The organism is Candidatus Nitrosoglobus terrae (genome assembly GCF_002356115.1).
GTDB lineage: Bacteria > Pseudomonadota > Gammaproteobacteria > Nitrosococcales > Nitrosococcaceae > Nitrosoglobus > Nitrosoglobus terrae.
Genome location: NZ_AP014836.1, coordinates 1610559 through 1623342 on the forward strand (window position 1 = coordinate 1610559; position 12784 = coordinate 1623342).

At 41.3% G+C, this 12784-nt stretch carries 12 protein-coding genes and 2 tRNA genes; 6 read left to right on the forward strand and 8 right to left on the reverse strand.

Annotated elements, in window-relative coordinates; genetic code table 11:
* Positions 1 to 103 precede the first annotated feature (103 nt).
* The 4 genes from TAO_RS07590 to TAO_RS07605 form a co-directional block, all read right to left on the reverse strand.
* Positions 104 to 2014, reverse strand: coding sequence for a SurA N-terminal domain-containing protein (locus TAO_RS07590; RefSeq protein ID WP_096527337.1), 1911 nt, complete (start codon positions 2012 to 2014; stop codon positions 104 to 106).
* A 102-nt stretch (positions 2015 to 2116) separates the two neighbouring features.
* Positions 2117 to 2193 (reverse strand) — tRNA-Asp (locus TAO_RS07595).
* Between the two features lie 20 nt (positions 2194 to 2213).
* Positions 2214 to 2289 (reverse strand) — tRNA-Val (locus TAO_RS07600).
* 9 nt (positions 2290 to 2298) lie between these two features.
* On the reverse strand, positions 2299 to 2571 hold the full coding sequence (locus TAO_RS07605) for an HU family DNA-binding protein (protein WP_096527338.1): 273 nt from the start codon (positions 2569 to 2571) through the stop codon (positions 2299 to 2301).
* A 370-nt stretch (positions 2572 to 2941) separates the two neighbouring features.
* Between TAO_RS07605 and TAO_RS07610 the strand changes: the two genes are divergently transcribed.
* Positions 2942 to 3535 carry a YajG family lipoprotein gene (locus TAO_RS07610; protein WP_096527339.1) on the forward strand — a complete coding sequence of 198 codons (594 nt, stop codon included), beginning with the start codon at positions 2942 to 2944 and terminating at the stop codon, positions 3533 to 3535.
* A 1301-nt stretch (positions 3536 to 4836) separates the two neighbouring features.
* Here TAO_RS07610 and mtnC read toward each other — a convergent pair.
* From mtnC to TAO_RS07625, 3 genes are read right to left on the reverse strand one after another with little or no spacing between them, the layout of a single operon-like run.
* Positions 4837 to 5523 (reverse strand): acireductone synthase, encoded by a 687-nt coding sequence (gene mtnC / locus TAO_RS07615; RefSeq protein WP_096527340.1) that lies wholly within the window; start codon positions 5521 to 5523, stop codon positions 4837 to 4839.
* 5 nt (positions 5524 to 5528) lie between these two features.
* Positions 5529 to 6071, reverse strand: coding sequence for a 1,2-dihydroxy-3-keto-5-methylthiopentene dioxygenase (locus tag TAO_RS07620; RefSeq protein ID WP_096527341.1), 543 nt, complete (start codon positions 6069 to 6071; stop codon positions 5529 to 5531).
* Between the two features lie 5 nt (positions 6072 to 6076).
* Positions 6077 to 6697 (reverse strand): methylthioribulose 1-phosphate dehydratase, encoded by a 621-nt coding sequence (locus tag TAO_RS07625; protein WP_096527342.1) that lies wholly within the window; start codon positions 6695 to 6697, stop codon positions 6077 to 6079.
* A gap of 322 nt (positions 6698 to 7019) precedes the next feature.
* On the opposite strand from TAO_RS07625, the gene rph reads away from it, so the two are divergent.
* From rph to TAO_RS07650, 5 genes are all read left to right on the forward strand, one after another.
* On the forward strand, positions 7020 to 7739 hold the full coding sequence (rph, locus tag TAO_RS07630; RefSeq protein ID WP_096527343.1) for a ribonuclease PH: 720 nt from the start codon (positions 7020 to 7022) through the stop codon (positions 7737 to 7739).
* A gap of 4 nt (positions 7740 to 7743) precedes the next feature.
* Positions 7744 to 8349, forward strand: coding sequence for an RdgB/HAM1 family non-canonical purine NTP pyrophosphatase (rdgB, locus tag TAO_RS07635; protein ID WP_096527344.1), 606 nt, complete (start codon positions 7744 to 7746; stop codon positions 8347 to 8349).
* A gap of 54 nt (positions 8350 to 8403) precedes the next feature.
* Positions 8404 to 9561, forward strand: a complete 1158-nt coding sequence (hemW, locus tag TAO_RS07640; RefSeq protein ID WP_096527345.1) for a radical SAM family heme chaperone HemW — start codon at positions 8404 to 8406, stop codon at positions 9559 to 9561.
* Between the two features lie 105 nt (positions 9562 to 9666).
* Positions 9667 to 10707: an agmatine deiminase family protein gene (locus TAO_RS07645; RefSeq protein WP_096527346.1), complete on the forward strand. Its 1041-nt coding sequence runs from the start codon at positions 9667 to 9669 to the stop codon at positions 10705 to 10707.
* Positions 10708 to 10742: 35 nt separating this feature from the next.
* Positions 10743 to 11618, forward strand: coding sequence for a carbon-nitrogen hydrolase (locus tag TAO_RS07650; protein WP_096527347.1), 876 nt, complete (start codon positions 10743 to 10745; stop codon positions 11616 to 11618).
* 21 nt (positions 11619 to 11639) lie between these two features.
* Here the strand turns inward: TAO_RS07650 and thrC are convergent, their stop codons facing one another.
* Positions 11640 to 12722 (reverse strand): threonine synthase, encoded by a 1083-nt coding sequence (gene thrC / locus TAO_RS07655; protein ID WP_096527348.1) that lies wholly within the window; start codon positions 12720 to 12722, stop codon positions 11640 to 11642.
* Positions 12723 to 12784: the final 62 nt, after the last annotated feature.

Below are 12784 nucleotides of genomic sequence, written 5' to 3' on the forward strand. Positions count from 1 at the left end.
CAGATAAGCACTTAAATTCGCCTATACGTCTATTTTTCGATTAACCATCATCCCTTTTTGCTTGAAAATGAAAGATCCTAATCTGCTGTTTTTTATGATCAAATTAGAGATTTTCAGGGTATAGTTTAATCTTGGCCTTTGATTTTATCCCTTCAATAAAACTACGATAAGTAATCTCACCACGGCTACGCTCAATTTCTTGGATTAAAGATTGACGTGTCTTTTCATCTAATTTGTTGAAATCTCCATCTCGAACTGAGTAAATACCCAGTACGGCATAATCACCTGTTTTCAATAACTGTCCAGCAAACACTGAACCTTCCAGCTCTGATCGCGATAATCCATAGGCTGTGATCAGAATTTCTGGTGGAATATCAGCATTTATATCCTCTCGAGTATAAAATCTCTTCTCACTCCAGTTGACTCCTTCTTCAGCAAAAACAATCTCTGGCGACTCACCCTGTTGCAGCCGCTTAATAAACTCTTCTCCTAGCTCTTGAATTTTAGTTTTAGCTTCTGATCGAGTCAGTTTTTCTTTAATTTCTTTCTGAATCTCCTCAAAAGGCTGAATGTAAGCAGGAATACTTCTATTAACTCGTAGTACTACTAAATCATTAGGCCCTAATTCAATGGCTTGGCTATTAATCCCCTCCTCTAGTACCTCTTCACTAAAGGCCGCTGCTACCACTTTAGGATTAGCAGCAATTCCGCTGCCTCCACCCCGAGGGAAAGGCTTGCTAGTCTCAATCATAAGTCCAAGGGCTTCAGCAGCCATCTCAAGGGAGGAAGAATTCTCATACGTGAGGTTATCCAAGATATCGGCTTTTTCATAGAATTGATCTTCTGCCTGCTGTTGGCGATATTTTTGCGCTAATTCTTCACGTACCTCATCAAAGGATTTAGCTTTACCCGGCTGAATCCCCGTAAGTTTGATGATGTGATAACCAAATTTACTCAGTATTGGTTTACTCAAATCTCCTACTTGTTTTAATGAAAATACCGCTTGTTCAAAAGCTGGATCCATAACCCCGCGACCAAAAAAACCTAAATCACCGCCATTCTTGGCTGATCCCGCATCCTTCGAAACTTCCTTAGCAACCTTTTCAAAAGACTCGCCTTTCTGCAACCTTTCAAGCACTTGCTGCGCCTCTTGTTGGGCGGTCTTATCGTTTTCTGGTGTAATTGATATCAATATATGGCTGGCTCGACGCTGCTCCGGCACGGTATATTGATTTTTTATCTCCTCGTAAAAATTATGTAATACCTGCTCATTGATAGAAATATCTTTAGCCAGAGATTCTCCAGTGAGTCGTAGGTAATTGATGACAACTTGTTCTGGAATCTGAAACTCATCTGGATGGTCGTTATAGTATTCATGCAATTTACCCTCATCAATATGAGCAGTATCATAATACTTAGATACAGGTATAATCCCATAACTAATCTCTCGCTGTTGATATCGCAAGCGAGCTATATCTTCTAATTCCTGCTGGGTAACAAAAGCTGAAAAACGTAAGGTAGAAACTAATTGCTCGCTTAGTAAAGCTAAACGCAAGCGTGACTCGTATTCAGCTGGCTCTAATCCTTCACTATTTAATACACTCTCATAAAGGGCAGAATCAAACCGTCCAGTTTCATCCTGAAAAGTTTTATTAGTTTGGATAACTTGACTGAGATCTGAATCACTCATGTTTAGTCCAAGCTTAGTAACAGTTTCTAGTATTAAGCGTTGTTCAACTAGGCTGTTTAAAACGTTTTGCTTAATTGCCGGATCATCCAGCATATTTTCTGAGAAACCTTGGCCTATTAAAAGGCGTATTTGCTGTAGATAATGCTGGAATGCTGTACGGAATTCTGAGATGGTAATTTCTTCACCATTTACAGAGGCAGCAATGGTTTCACCTCCATCACGGAAATAGTTATTAATACCCCAGAGAGTAAAAGGAATAGCAATAAGCCCAATAATTACCCAAGCTAAGATACCTTGAGCGCGATTCCGTATGGCTTCCAGCATAAATTTAGATACCCCCTTAGCAGGATAATTAAGTTAATTAGAAAAAAAAAGCGCATTTACAATCATGTAAATTGCGCTTTTTATTTTTATAGTCACTAAAAATGGCGGAGTGGACGGGACTCGAACCCGCGACCCTCGGCGTGACAGGCCGATATTCTAACCAGCTGAACTACCACTCCTAAAAACTACCCGCCCTACATGGTGGGTGCTGAGGGGTTCGAACCCCCGACTTTCGCCTTGTAAGGGCGACGCTCTCCCAGCTGAGCTAAGCACCCAAGAAACTTCTAGTTTACGGCATCTTTAAGAAGCTTTCCAGCTTTAAATAACGGACTCTTAGATGCACTAATTTTAATTTCCTCACCCGTCTGCGGATTACGGCCAATTCGAGCAGCTCGCTCTCGAACAGAAAAAGTGCCAAAACCAATAATAGCCACTTGATCTCCGCGTCTTAGGGCATCAGTAACTGCCTCGATAACAGAGTCTACGGCACGAGCTGCTGCAGCTTTAGTCAGACCTCCCGTTTCCGCCACCGATTCAATAAGCTCTGATTTATTCACTAAAATAATTCCCCTATTTTCTTTGATGCTATAAACTTCAACTTATTCTACGGCTCACCAGTTAGCTTCCTCAGCTCGGCTTAGTTCAAATAAATTTCGTAATTTATACCAATTGGTTGTGAATCGGTCAAGCGCCTTTACATTTCAAGCATAGTTTCAACTATTTATCTATCTGCCCCTAATCTGCCTATTTAATATCAGTTATTGCGAGTTATATATTAGTTAATCTTACTAGATTAAGAAACTCAGGGGGAGATAATCAATATGATAACGCTCACTTAATACAGATTATATTTTACGTACTACTACGTATTGTTACCTATATCGACAGCAATATAACCTCTTCACAAATAAATAAAAAGGGGGAAATATGATTAAGCGTTATAGGTTAGCCCGTCTTGTGGCTATTGCTACATTTTCACAGAGTGGTTGTATGTTTCATCCACAAACTGTGCATCTACAACCACAAGTTCAATACGTTGATAGTGACGATGGTCATGGATTGCCTATTGCACTCATAGTGGAAGATGAGCGGCCAACCCAAAACTTAGGGCACAGAGGTGACGGAATGATCTCAGCGGCCGCTATAACTACTGACTCAGACATTGCAGCAACCATCAAACAACACATCGCTCAAGGGCTTACCCATCGCGGCTTCAAAATAGCTGATGATCTAAATAGTATGCCACATGCAACGCTTACAGTACGTATACGTGATCTGCAAACACAACTACATTCCGGTTTCTGGGTTGGCCATCAAGAATCTAATGCCGCCGCACAGGTTACAGCAACCCAAGGTAATCGTACATATGAGCGTTTTTATCGCGCCGACTCAAGGAAATCAAAGATTTTTGTTTCAACTGCGGGGCAAAATAGTAAATATATAAATACAGTCTTATCTAATTTAATTGATAAGATTATTAATGATAAGAAATTAATATCATTAATAACGTCAAATGACTAAAAGACTCTTGTTCTTGTATTGGTGATGGAAAACCCTTTTGAAGGGTTTCGTTAAATAATATTAAACTGCTGTCATTACCGCACCGCTTCGCTATTTAGGAATGTCACATTGCTATGCTTAATAACGGAGTGTAGTGGGAAACTATATCAGGAAAAATTAAAAAAACGAACCTAGACCAGACAGGGTATTCTGGTATCAGCTTAATAATAAGGAATTAAGAAGAATTGCAGTAGAAATAAAATTAACCGCTAAAACCAGGGCACTATCAGGAAATATTGGGAAATGATTCCAATAAATAGTGATTGCAGTTTTGTTTTATATTTATATGTTGCGTCAAACGAAGCAATTAAAAACAGACTTAAAAGAATATTTGATGATATTTAATGCACATTGAAGTAATTACACTGGATTATTTTAAAAGACGATTTATAGAGCGATGATCTTGACTCAAAGCGTAAGCCTGTCTAGGCAAGAAGAGAGCAAGATAAGCTCAAAGTAGAACAGGAGAGGCGACGAAGACAAAAACAGATTGAAGAGGAAGAACGGGAACGTAAACAGCTGGAGAAACTAAAACAGGAAAAGATCCAGCGGGAGCAGTAATGACTTAAACAACTATCGGAAGAACGCTGGAAACAGATATACAAATGGACTAAACAGATTAGAATTCCAATAATAATTGCATGTATTTGGATTTTTATACGGTTCACTTTCCTTTAAAATCAAAAACCTATTTAACAGATAGCTAGCCTCGCTGCGTGACCCTAAACCACCCTTGCCTAGCTTGCTTTTGGGGTGTGTGTCGTCAAGGGTTCGCTGCACCAAATCCTCACCCGCTCGCACTCACGCTGCTCTCGTTTACGCTCTGAGGCTTGCCCCTGACGAAAAACGCATCTCAGATGCGCTGTAAGACATTCTAAACCACAATCCCTTACCTAGAGAGATTATAGAGCGTTCAAGCGCATCAAAGGCTCATGATCCTGAAAGACAGAACAGCAAGAGACACGCAAAACTCGTTTTGCAAGTCGGGTCGCTGCTGACTAAGCGAAGCACGGTAGGTTTGGAAGATTTGACATGGTACACAAAATCACTGCTTTAAAAGACTAGATAGGAGTGAGTTTTATAGTAAAAGTGACTTAATTTTATGAAAGAGAACAAAAAACATGTTTTTTGTACTGAAAAAATATTCTTGTGTTGACTCATTACAAATGATGATACTTTTATAAGCACAAGATTACTGCTAAAGGAGAAGTGTCAATGAAAACCACAAGAAAAAATCAAGATCCTAGGGAAGATTATTAACCTTAAAAGCTATCTATCTGGATGGAATCGAAATCTTGCACCTGAAAATGGGTCGCTGGAAAAATCAGCTTTTCCTCTCGAACTAACCATATTGTTCTCATGCCCGCCTTTGCTGCCGCATTTAGCTCTGCTTCAACATCAGATAAAAAAAGAATTTGCGGGGGCAAAATTTTAATTTCTTCAGCAATACGCTGATAAGATTCTGGATCGTGTTTAGCGCCAATATGGGTGTCAAAATAACCACTAAAAAACACAGTCAAATCACCAGCAATAGTATGAGAAAATAGTAGCTTCTGCGCTTGAACAGAACCAGAAGAAAAAATATAGAGTGTAAGACCCACCTCTTTCCAAGCTCGCAAGTTACGCGCAACATCCGGGTAAATATGGCTAGTTAAATCACCTCTCCAATAACCTTCCTCCCATAGAATCCCTTGCAAGGACTTTAATACTGTTACCTTGGCATCAACATCAATCCATGCAATTAATTGACTAATAATACCCTCCAGACTTAAATGCTTATCTTGGGCAACAACTCGGACATCCTCCAGTAAGGAAACTATCTGTGGATCTTCAGCGTGCTGTTTTACAAAACACGCTATCCGCTCCCGTGAATAAGGAAATAATATGTCTTTAACAAAAGAAAGAGAGGTCGTAGTTCCCTCAATATCAGTGATAATAGCCCGAATCATAATTTTTATTGCTCTAAACGAGGAAAGCGATCGGCAATATCACTGCCAGTAAAATCAGCTACCCATCCATCTGGTGTGGTAAAGAAACGGATACATTTTAAGTTTGGATTTGCACCCATATCAAACCAATGCCGAATTCCCGCAGGCACGCTGATAAGATCGCCAGATTGACAAAGCAAAGCATATACTTTTCCTTGGGTATGTAAATAAAATTGTCCTTGACCCTCGACAAAGAAGCGTACCTCAAAGTCATCATGGGTATGTTCTTTTAAAAATTTTTCTCGAAGCCCTTTTTTTTCTGGATGATCAGGCTTGATACTGATAACGTCCACTGATTTAAATCCATATTGCTGACATAACTTATCTACGGAATCCCGATAAGCGGCTAGAATTTCTTCTTGAGAAGATTCTGAAATTAAAGATTCCCGTTCTTCCCAGCGCTGAAACTGTACCCCAATCTCATCCATATATTGAGCAATATTCTCAAATTGTATATGGGTAGCCGCCTGATTAGGATCGTCTTCATTATAAATCTTTAATCTACTCATAGGTTCTATAATCTCCGTCTAAGTACCTCGCACTCAAATAAAAACTCAAGCGCCTCTACACGATGGCGAGCCTGTTCAACACTACCTCCCCAAGTATATAGGCCATGACCTGCAATAAGATACCCAGGGCTATCTGGTGTTTGTGCTAAGTAATCATCTACAACAATGGATAAACGGCTTATATCCTGATCATTAGGAAAGATAGGGATCCGCACTGAGATTTGATGAGTCTTTATTCCAGGAAGAATCTTAAGTAGCTCGTAATCGCTTAAGATTAATTCATTTGGCAACAAACAAGATAGTACCGTAGCATAAACCGAATGCGTATGAAAAATAGCATTAATTTCTGGAAAGCGCCGATATAGCGTTCCATGCAACAAAGCTTCAGCAGACGGACGTTTATTTGTAGCTGATAGAGGAGAGGCATTAAAATCTGTAACCAGCATCCCCTCTGAGTTTAATTGACCTTTATGCCACCCAGATACTGTTACTATCATACAGGTGGAAGCAAGCCGAGCTGAAAAATTACCGCTGGTAGCTGGCACCCAGCCCTGATCAAAAAAGAAGCGGCCAGCATCTATCAACTGGGTAATAGTTTGCTGCAGATGAGCATTTCCCTCATTCAAATGCTATAGATCCTCTCGTAATAATTTAGAAACTCAATAGGTGCTTCGACAACCAGCAAAATCTACCTTTTCATAAAGGCGAGTATATTAAAAACAAAACAAATATTACTTCTAATCTCCTAGTGGAGATATTAAAATTAATCGCTACTTCCTTAACATAAAGTTATTTACCCTCATAGAGGAAAAAATAAATCTAATAATAATTAGGATAAATAGCAATCATTAGAATCGAAAAACTATACTATAAGCTCTTAAAGTTGTTTATAGATCCTAGAAAATCTCTAATTATAGAATCTACCAAAAGCTAAAAGGATAATGAGTGATGAGACCAAGCCGTCGTACTCCGGATGAATTACGCCATATTCGCCTTACACGCCATTATACAAAGTATGCCGAAGGTTCGGTATTAGTAGAATTTGGTGATACTCGTGTTATCTGTAATGCTTCAATTGAAGATCGGGTACCTCGATTTCTTAAAGGTGCAGGGCAAGGTTGGATTACTGCTGAATATGGCATGCTACCCCGTTCTACTAATAGCCGAGTGGGGCGAGAAGCTACCCAAGGCCGCCAAGGAGGGCGAACTATGGAAATTCAACGCCTGATTGGTCGCTCTCTACGGGCAGTTGTAGATCTAGTCGCCCTAGGTGAAATCACATTAACCATTGACTGCGATGTTATCCAGGCCGATGGGGGAACCCGCACTGCAGCTATTACGGGAAGCTATGTAGCTTTAGTTGATGCAGTCAATAAGCTTGTCAAAAAAAGAATAATTGCCCGCAATCCTATTCATGGACAAGTAGCCTCAGTATCTGTAGGGATTTATGAAGGAGTACCCGTACTAGATCTAGATTACCAAGAGGATTCAGCTGCTGAAACCGATATGAATGTAGTAATGAATGAGGCTGGTGCATTTATTGAGATCCAAGGAACAGCTGAAGGTCATGCCTTCCGGATGAATGAACTTCAATCCATGTTAGATTTAGCAAAAACTGGGATTACCACCTTGCTTGAAAAACAAATAGAAGCGCTCTCTAGGAACTAATATCATGTTATCGCAGCCTATCGTTCTCGCCAGCCATAATCTTGGTAAATTACAAGAGATCAGCGCTATTTTAAGCCCACTTCAGATTGAATTGATTTCCCAATCCAAGCTCAATATCTCCGAGATTGAAGAAACCGGCCTCAGCTTTGTTGAAAATGCAATTATTAAAGCCCGTCACGCTGCCCGCTATACAGGGTTAGCAGCTATCGCTGATGACTCCGGATTAGAAGTTGATTCACTGAATGGAGAACCAGGAATTTATTCAGCTCGCTATGCGGGTTTAGGTGCCTCTGATCAACAAAATCTAGAAAAATTATTAGAAATGCTAAAAGAAACACCAGAAACACAGCGCCATGCCCGTTATCAATGCTTCATTGTCTATATGCATCATTGGCAAGATCCAACTCCCCTTATCTGCCAAGGCACTTGGGAGGGTCATATTCTCGCCATCCCTCAAGGCAATGGCGGATTTGGCTATGATCCCATTTTTTACCTCCCTAATCACCAGTGTACTGCTGCTCAGCTATCAGCAGCGGAAAAAAACCGCTACAGCCATCGAGGTAAAGCTTTAACCGCTCTACTAACAGCGCTTAACTATAAGAAAAATTAGATCTATCTATATAGTGGGTATTTTTCATTACACTGAAGGCAAAAAATTCGTATTATGTTTCAATTCGATACCTTGCCGCCTCTAGGATTATATATCCATCTTCCTTGGTGCTTGCGTAAATGCCCCTATTGTGATTTTAATTCTCATTTATTACCGGATGAATTTCCTGAGAAAGCTTATATCAATGCCCTCATCAGGGATCTAGAACAAGATCTGCCCCGGGTTTTGGATCGGCCTATCCGGAGTATTTTTATAGGTGGGGGTACACCCAGCCTTTTTTCCCCAGAGACGTTAGATCAATTACTCTCGTGGGTACAAAGCCACCTACCGCTGATATCCCCAATAGAAATTACACTGGAAGCTAATCCCGGAACAGTAGAGCAAGGGCGCTTTACTGAATTTCGTGCCCTTGGCCTCAATCGCCTCTCCCTTGGTATTCAGAGCTTTAATGATAACGCCCTTAAACGCTTAGGCCGAATACACGGCGCCAGAGAATCTCATCAGGCCGTAGTCACAGCTTATAATGCTGGATTTGATAATATCAATTTAGATCTTATGTTCGGCTTACCTGAGCAAACAGAGATTCAAGCGCTTGCGGATATAGAAACAGCCATTCGTTTTATCCCGCATCATATTTCCCATTACCAGCTCACGATTGAACCCCATACCTATTTTCATCGTTATCCGCCTTCATTACCTGCTGAAGAGGCTATCGATGCTTGGCAAATAGCTTGCCATACTCGCTTAGCCAAAGCAGGCTATCATCACTACGAGGTCTCTGCCTTTGCTCAGAAAGATCACCAAAGCCAACATAACCTTAATTACTGGCGCTTTGGAGATTATCTCGGAATCGGCGCTGGTGCCCATGGAAAAATTACCGACCCTAAAACAAACTGCATTATCCGAGTTTGGAAAATTAAACATCCTATGGGGTATCTAGCTAAATCAGATAGTATAGAGAGAATCGCAGGAGAGACGATTCTCTCACCTAAAGAGGCGGCCTTTGAATTTATGCTTAATGCTTTACGTCTAACCACCGGTTTCCCTAGCCAACTCTTTCAAGATCGCACTGGCCTTCCTTTGAGCATAGTAGAGAAAACGCTACAACAAGCACAACAACTAGGGTTAATTGAATGTGACTCCCATAACATCCATCCCACTCAGAAAGGACTCGCTTTGCTTAATGAGTTATTACAATTATTTTTACCGTAAAACCCATACCAGTATTTATTTTCTTATCCTTAAGGTATATTACTGCCTCGTTTTTCTTTAGCGCAGATAATCCAGTTGTAGTAATATCGCCGCTGACTTCTTATTATGAATCTTTTAAAACACCAGCTCCCCCCAGAATGGGCACCCCAAGAGGGTGTTATAATCGCTTGGCCTTCAGCTGAGAGTGATTGGGGATCTCGGGTGAATGAAGTTGAGACAGTATATCTCAATATCGCTCGCGAAATCGCCTGCAGGGAAAAGCTCATTATTGTTTGCCATAGCCCACATCAGCTAACTGAAGTTGATCAGCAGCTAAAACAGCAACAAATAAACAGCACTTCCATATCTCTTTATGTTGCTCCCTTTAACGATACCTGGATCCGAGATTACGGACCCATTAGCTGCTTAACGCAAAATGGGCAAATTCAGCTGCTCGATTTTGTATTTAATGGCTGGGGTAAAAAGTACAATGCGACTCTTGATAATCAAGTATCAACCCAGCTATACGAACAAGGGGCGTTTAATACGAGTGTATTAAAACGATCAGATTTAATCCTTGAAGGGGGAAGCATCGAGGTTGACGGCGCAGGTAGCTTACTGACAACGGCAAGCTGTTTATTATCCAAGGCTCGTAATGCCCATTTCAATCAGGTCGCTATAGAGAATCAGCTTAAATACTGGCTAGGAGTTGAACAAGTATTATGGCTATATCATGGACAGTTAATTGGAGATGATACCGACGGCCATATTGATACCTTAGCCCGATTCTGTAACCCACACACAATATGCTATGTAGCCTGTGATGATCCTGAAGATGAACATTACCTTGAGCTTCAAGCTATGAAAGCAGAACTCAGTACCTTCCATACAAAAGGTATCCCTTACCGCTTAGTGCCTCTTCCTTGGCCTTGCCCCAAATTTAGCGCCAACGGTAAGCGGCTGCCGGCAAGCTACGCTAATTTTCTTATTATCAATGGAGCGGTATTGGCGCCTACTTATCAAGATCCAGCAGATACTAAAGCTTTATCAATCCTCCAAGAATGCTTTCCCGATCGGCAAGTTATTGGCATTGACTGTCTTCCTCTCATCCAGCAATATGGTAGCCTCCACTGTATCACCATGCAGCTGCCTGCAAGGACTATTTAGAAATATCTTATAAACTAATACTATCGGATAACCCATTGAAAGTTGCTATCGTCCAACAAATTTGTAGCCAACAGCAGCAGGAAAACCTTAACCACAGTATTCAAGGTATTCGCGAAGCTGCCTCTCAAGGGGCAAAGCTTATTCTGCTACCAGAGCTACATATCGCACGCTATTTTTGTCAAGTTGAAGATACTCGTTATTTTGCCCTAGCTGAGCCTATCCCTGGCCCCTCAACAGCAATTTTTAGCGCCTTAGCAGTAGAGCTTAAGGTTGTTCTGGTCATCTCCCTTTTCGAGCGCCGAACTGCCGGAATTTACCATAATACGGCAGTAGTTTTAGATACAGATGGTCGTATCGCAGGCCGATACCGCAAAATGCATATTCCTGATGATCCTGGTTTTTATGAGAAATTTTATTTTACCCCGGGAGATCTAGGATTTACCCCTATTAATACCTCTATTGGTTGCCTTGGAGTCTTGGTGTGCTGGGATCAATGGTACCCTGAAGCAGCCCGCTTGATGGCTCTGGCTGGCGCAGAGCTACTCCTTTATCCCAGTGCCATTGGTTGGAATCCCGAAGATGATGCGGCAGAAAAATACAGACAACGAGAAGCTTGGATTACAATACAACGCGCCCATGCTATTGCAAACGGATTACCCCTTCTCTCCAGTAACCGAGTAGGCATAGAAGCTAATCCTAACCAACACATACCAGGGATTCAGTTCTGGGGTACAAGCTTTATTGCTGGCCCTCAAGGTGAGCTGCTTACTATAGGGTCAACAGATGAACCTATAGTATTAGTGACAGAAATTGACCTTCAGCGTACCGAAAAAATACGGCAAATTTGGCCTTATTTTCGAGATCGCCGGATTGACTCCTATGGAAAGCTTAGCCAACGCTATCTTGATTAAAGAAAAATGACTCAATAGAGATTATCCTGTTAGCCTATCTAAAATAGCAGCTTGCACTAGATCAAGCTTAGACTCAATGGTTACTATTGGCGCTTTGCACTGCTCAATTGCAGTATTGGGATCTTTTAGACCATGACCCGTTAGCGTGCAAACTATCTTGCTATTACCGGGTATTTTTCCAGTTTCGATATCCCGCATTGTTCCTGCTAAAGAAATCGCCGAAGCTGGTTCGCAGAATATACCTTCTTTTTCAGCAAGTAGCTTCTGAGCCACTAGGATCTCCTCATCGGAGCAGGCACTAAACCAACCCTGAGATTCTTGCTGTGCCCTCCAAGCTTTATCCCAGCTTTGGGGATAGCCAATGCGAATAGCTGTAGCAACCGTCTCTGGTTTATCAATCATTTTTCCTTCTATAAAAGGGGCTGCCTTGCTAGCTTGGTAACCGCACATACGAGGTCGCGTATTTACAAACCCTTGGGAATGATATTCACTGTAACCCATCCAGTAAGCAGTAATATTACCCGCATTACCCACCGGTAGGCAGTGAAAATCCGGGGCAAACCCTAGCTCCTCAACAATCTCGAAAGCGGCAGTTTTTTGTCCTTGGATTCGATAAGGGTTAATTGAATTTACAATAGTGACTGGAGCTTTACTCGCCACCTCCTTAACTAGCTGCATACCTATATCAAAGTTACCCTTTATTTGAATCACCACCGCCCCATGCATCATCGCTTGCGCAATTTTGCCGTAAGCAATTTTACCCTCAGGAATAAGGACAAAAGCCCTAATCCCGGCTCGCGCTGCATAGGCAGCTGCAGAAGCTGAAGTATTGCCGGTAGACGCACAGATAATAGCCCGGCTTCCCTCCTCTACAGCTTTAGTGACAGCTACAGTCATCCCTCGATCTTTAAAAGACCCAGTAGGATTAAGCCCCTCATACTTGATATAAATATCGACTTCTCGATTAAATGCTTTTGGGATATTGTTCAACCTAATCAGAGGGGTGTTTCCTTCTCCTAGGCTAATAATCCGAGTATCATCATGAATAGGTAGCCGATCGCGGTATTTGTCAATAAGACCTATGTAATGTGATCGAAATGGCATCATCTAAAACCCTATCTTTATTATTTCTTAAATAAGATTGGTAAGCGCAAATCCTATAGTAA

Excerpts from the sequence above, each read along its gene's own strand:
- TAO_RS07590 (WP_096527337.1), bottom strand. The coding sequence starts at position 2,014 with ATGCTGGAAGCCATACGGAATCGCGCTCAAGGTATCTTAGCTTGGGTA.
- TAO_RS07610 (WP_096527339.1), top strand. The coding sequence starts at position 2,942 with ATGATTAAGCGTTATAGGTTAGCCCGTCTTGTGGCTATTGCTACATTT.
- mtnC (WP_096527340.1), bottom strand. The coding sequence starts at position 5,523 with ATGATTCGGGCTATTATCACTGATATTGAGGGAACTACGACCTCTCTT.
- TAO_RS07620 (WP_096527341.1), bottom strand. The coding sequence starts at position 6,071 with ATGAGTAGATTAAAGATTTATAATGAAGACGATCCTAATCAGGCGGCT.
- rph (WP_096527343.1), top strand. The coding sequence starts at position 7,020 with ATGAGACCAAGCCGTCGTACTCCGGATGAATTACGCCATATTCGCCTT.
- rdgB (WP_096527344.1), top strand. The coding sequence starts at position 7,744 with ATGTTATCGCAGCCTATCGTTCTCGCCAGCCATAATCTTGGTAAATTA.
- hemW (WP_096527345.1), top strand. The coding sequence starts at position 8,404 with ATGTTTCAATTCGATACCTTGCCGCCTCTAGGATTATATATCCATCTT.
- TAO_RS07645 (WP_096527346.1), top strand. The coding sequence starts at position 9,667 with ATGAATCTTTTAAAACACCAGCTCCCCCCAGAATGGGCACCCCAAGAG.
- thrC (WP_096527348.1), bottom strand. The coding sequence starts at position 12,722 with ATGCCATTTCGATCACATTACATAGGTCTTATTGACAAATACCGCGAT.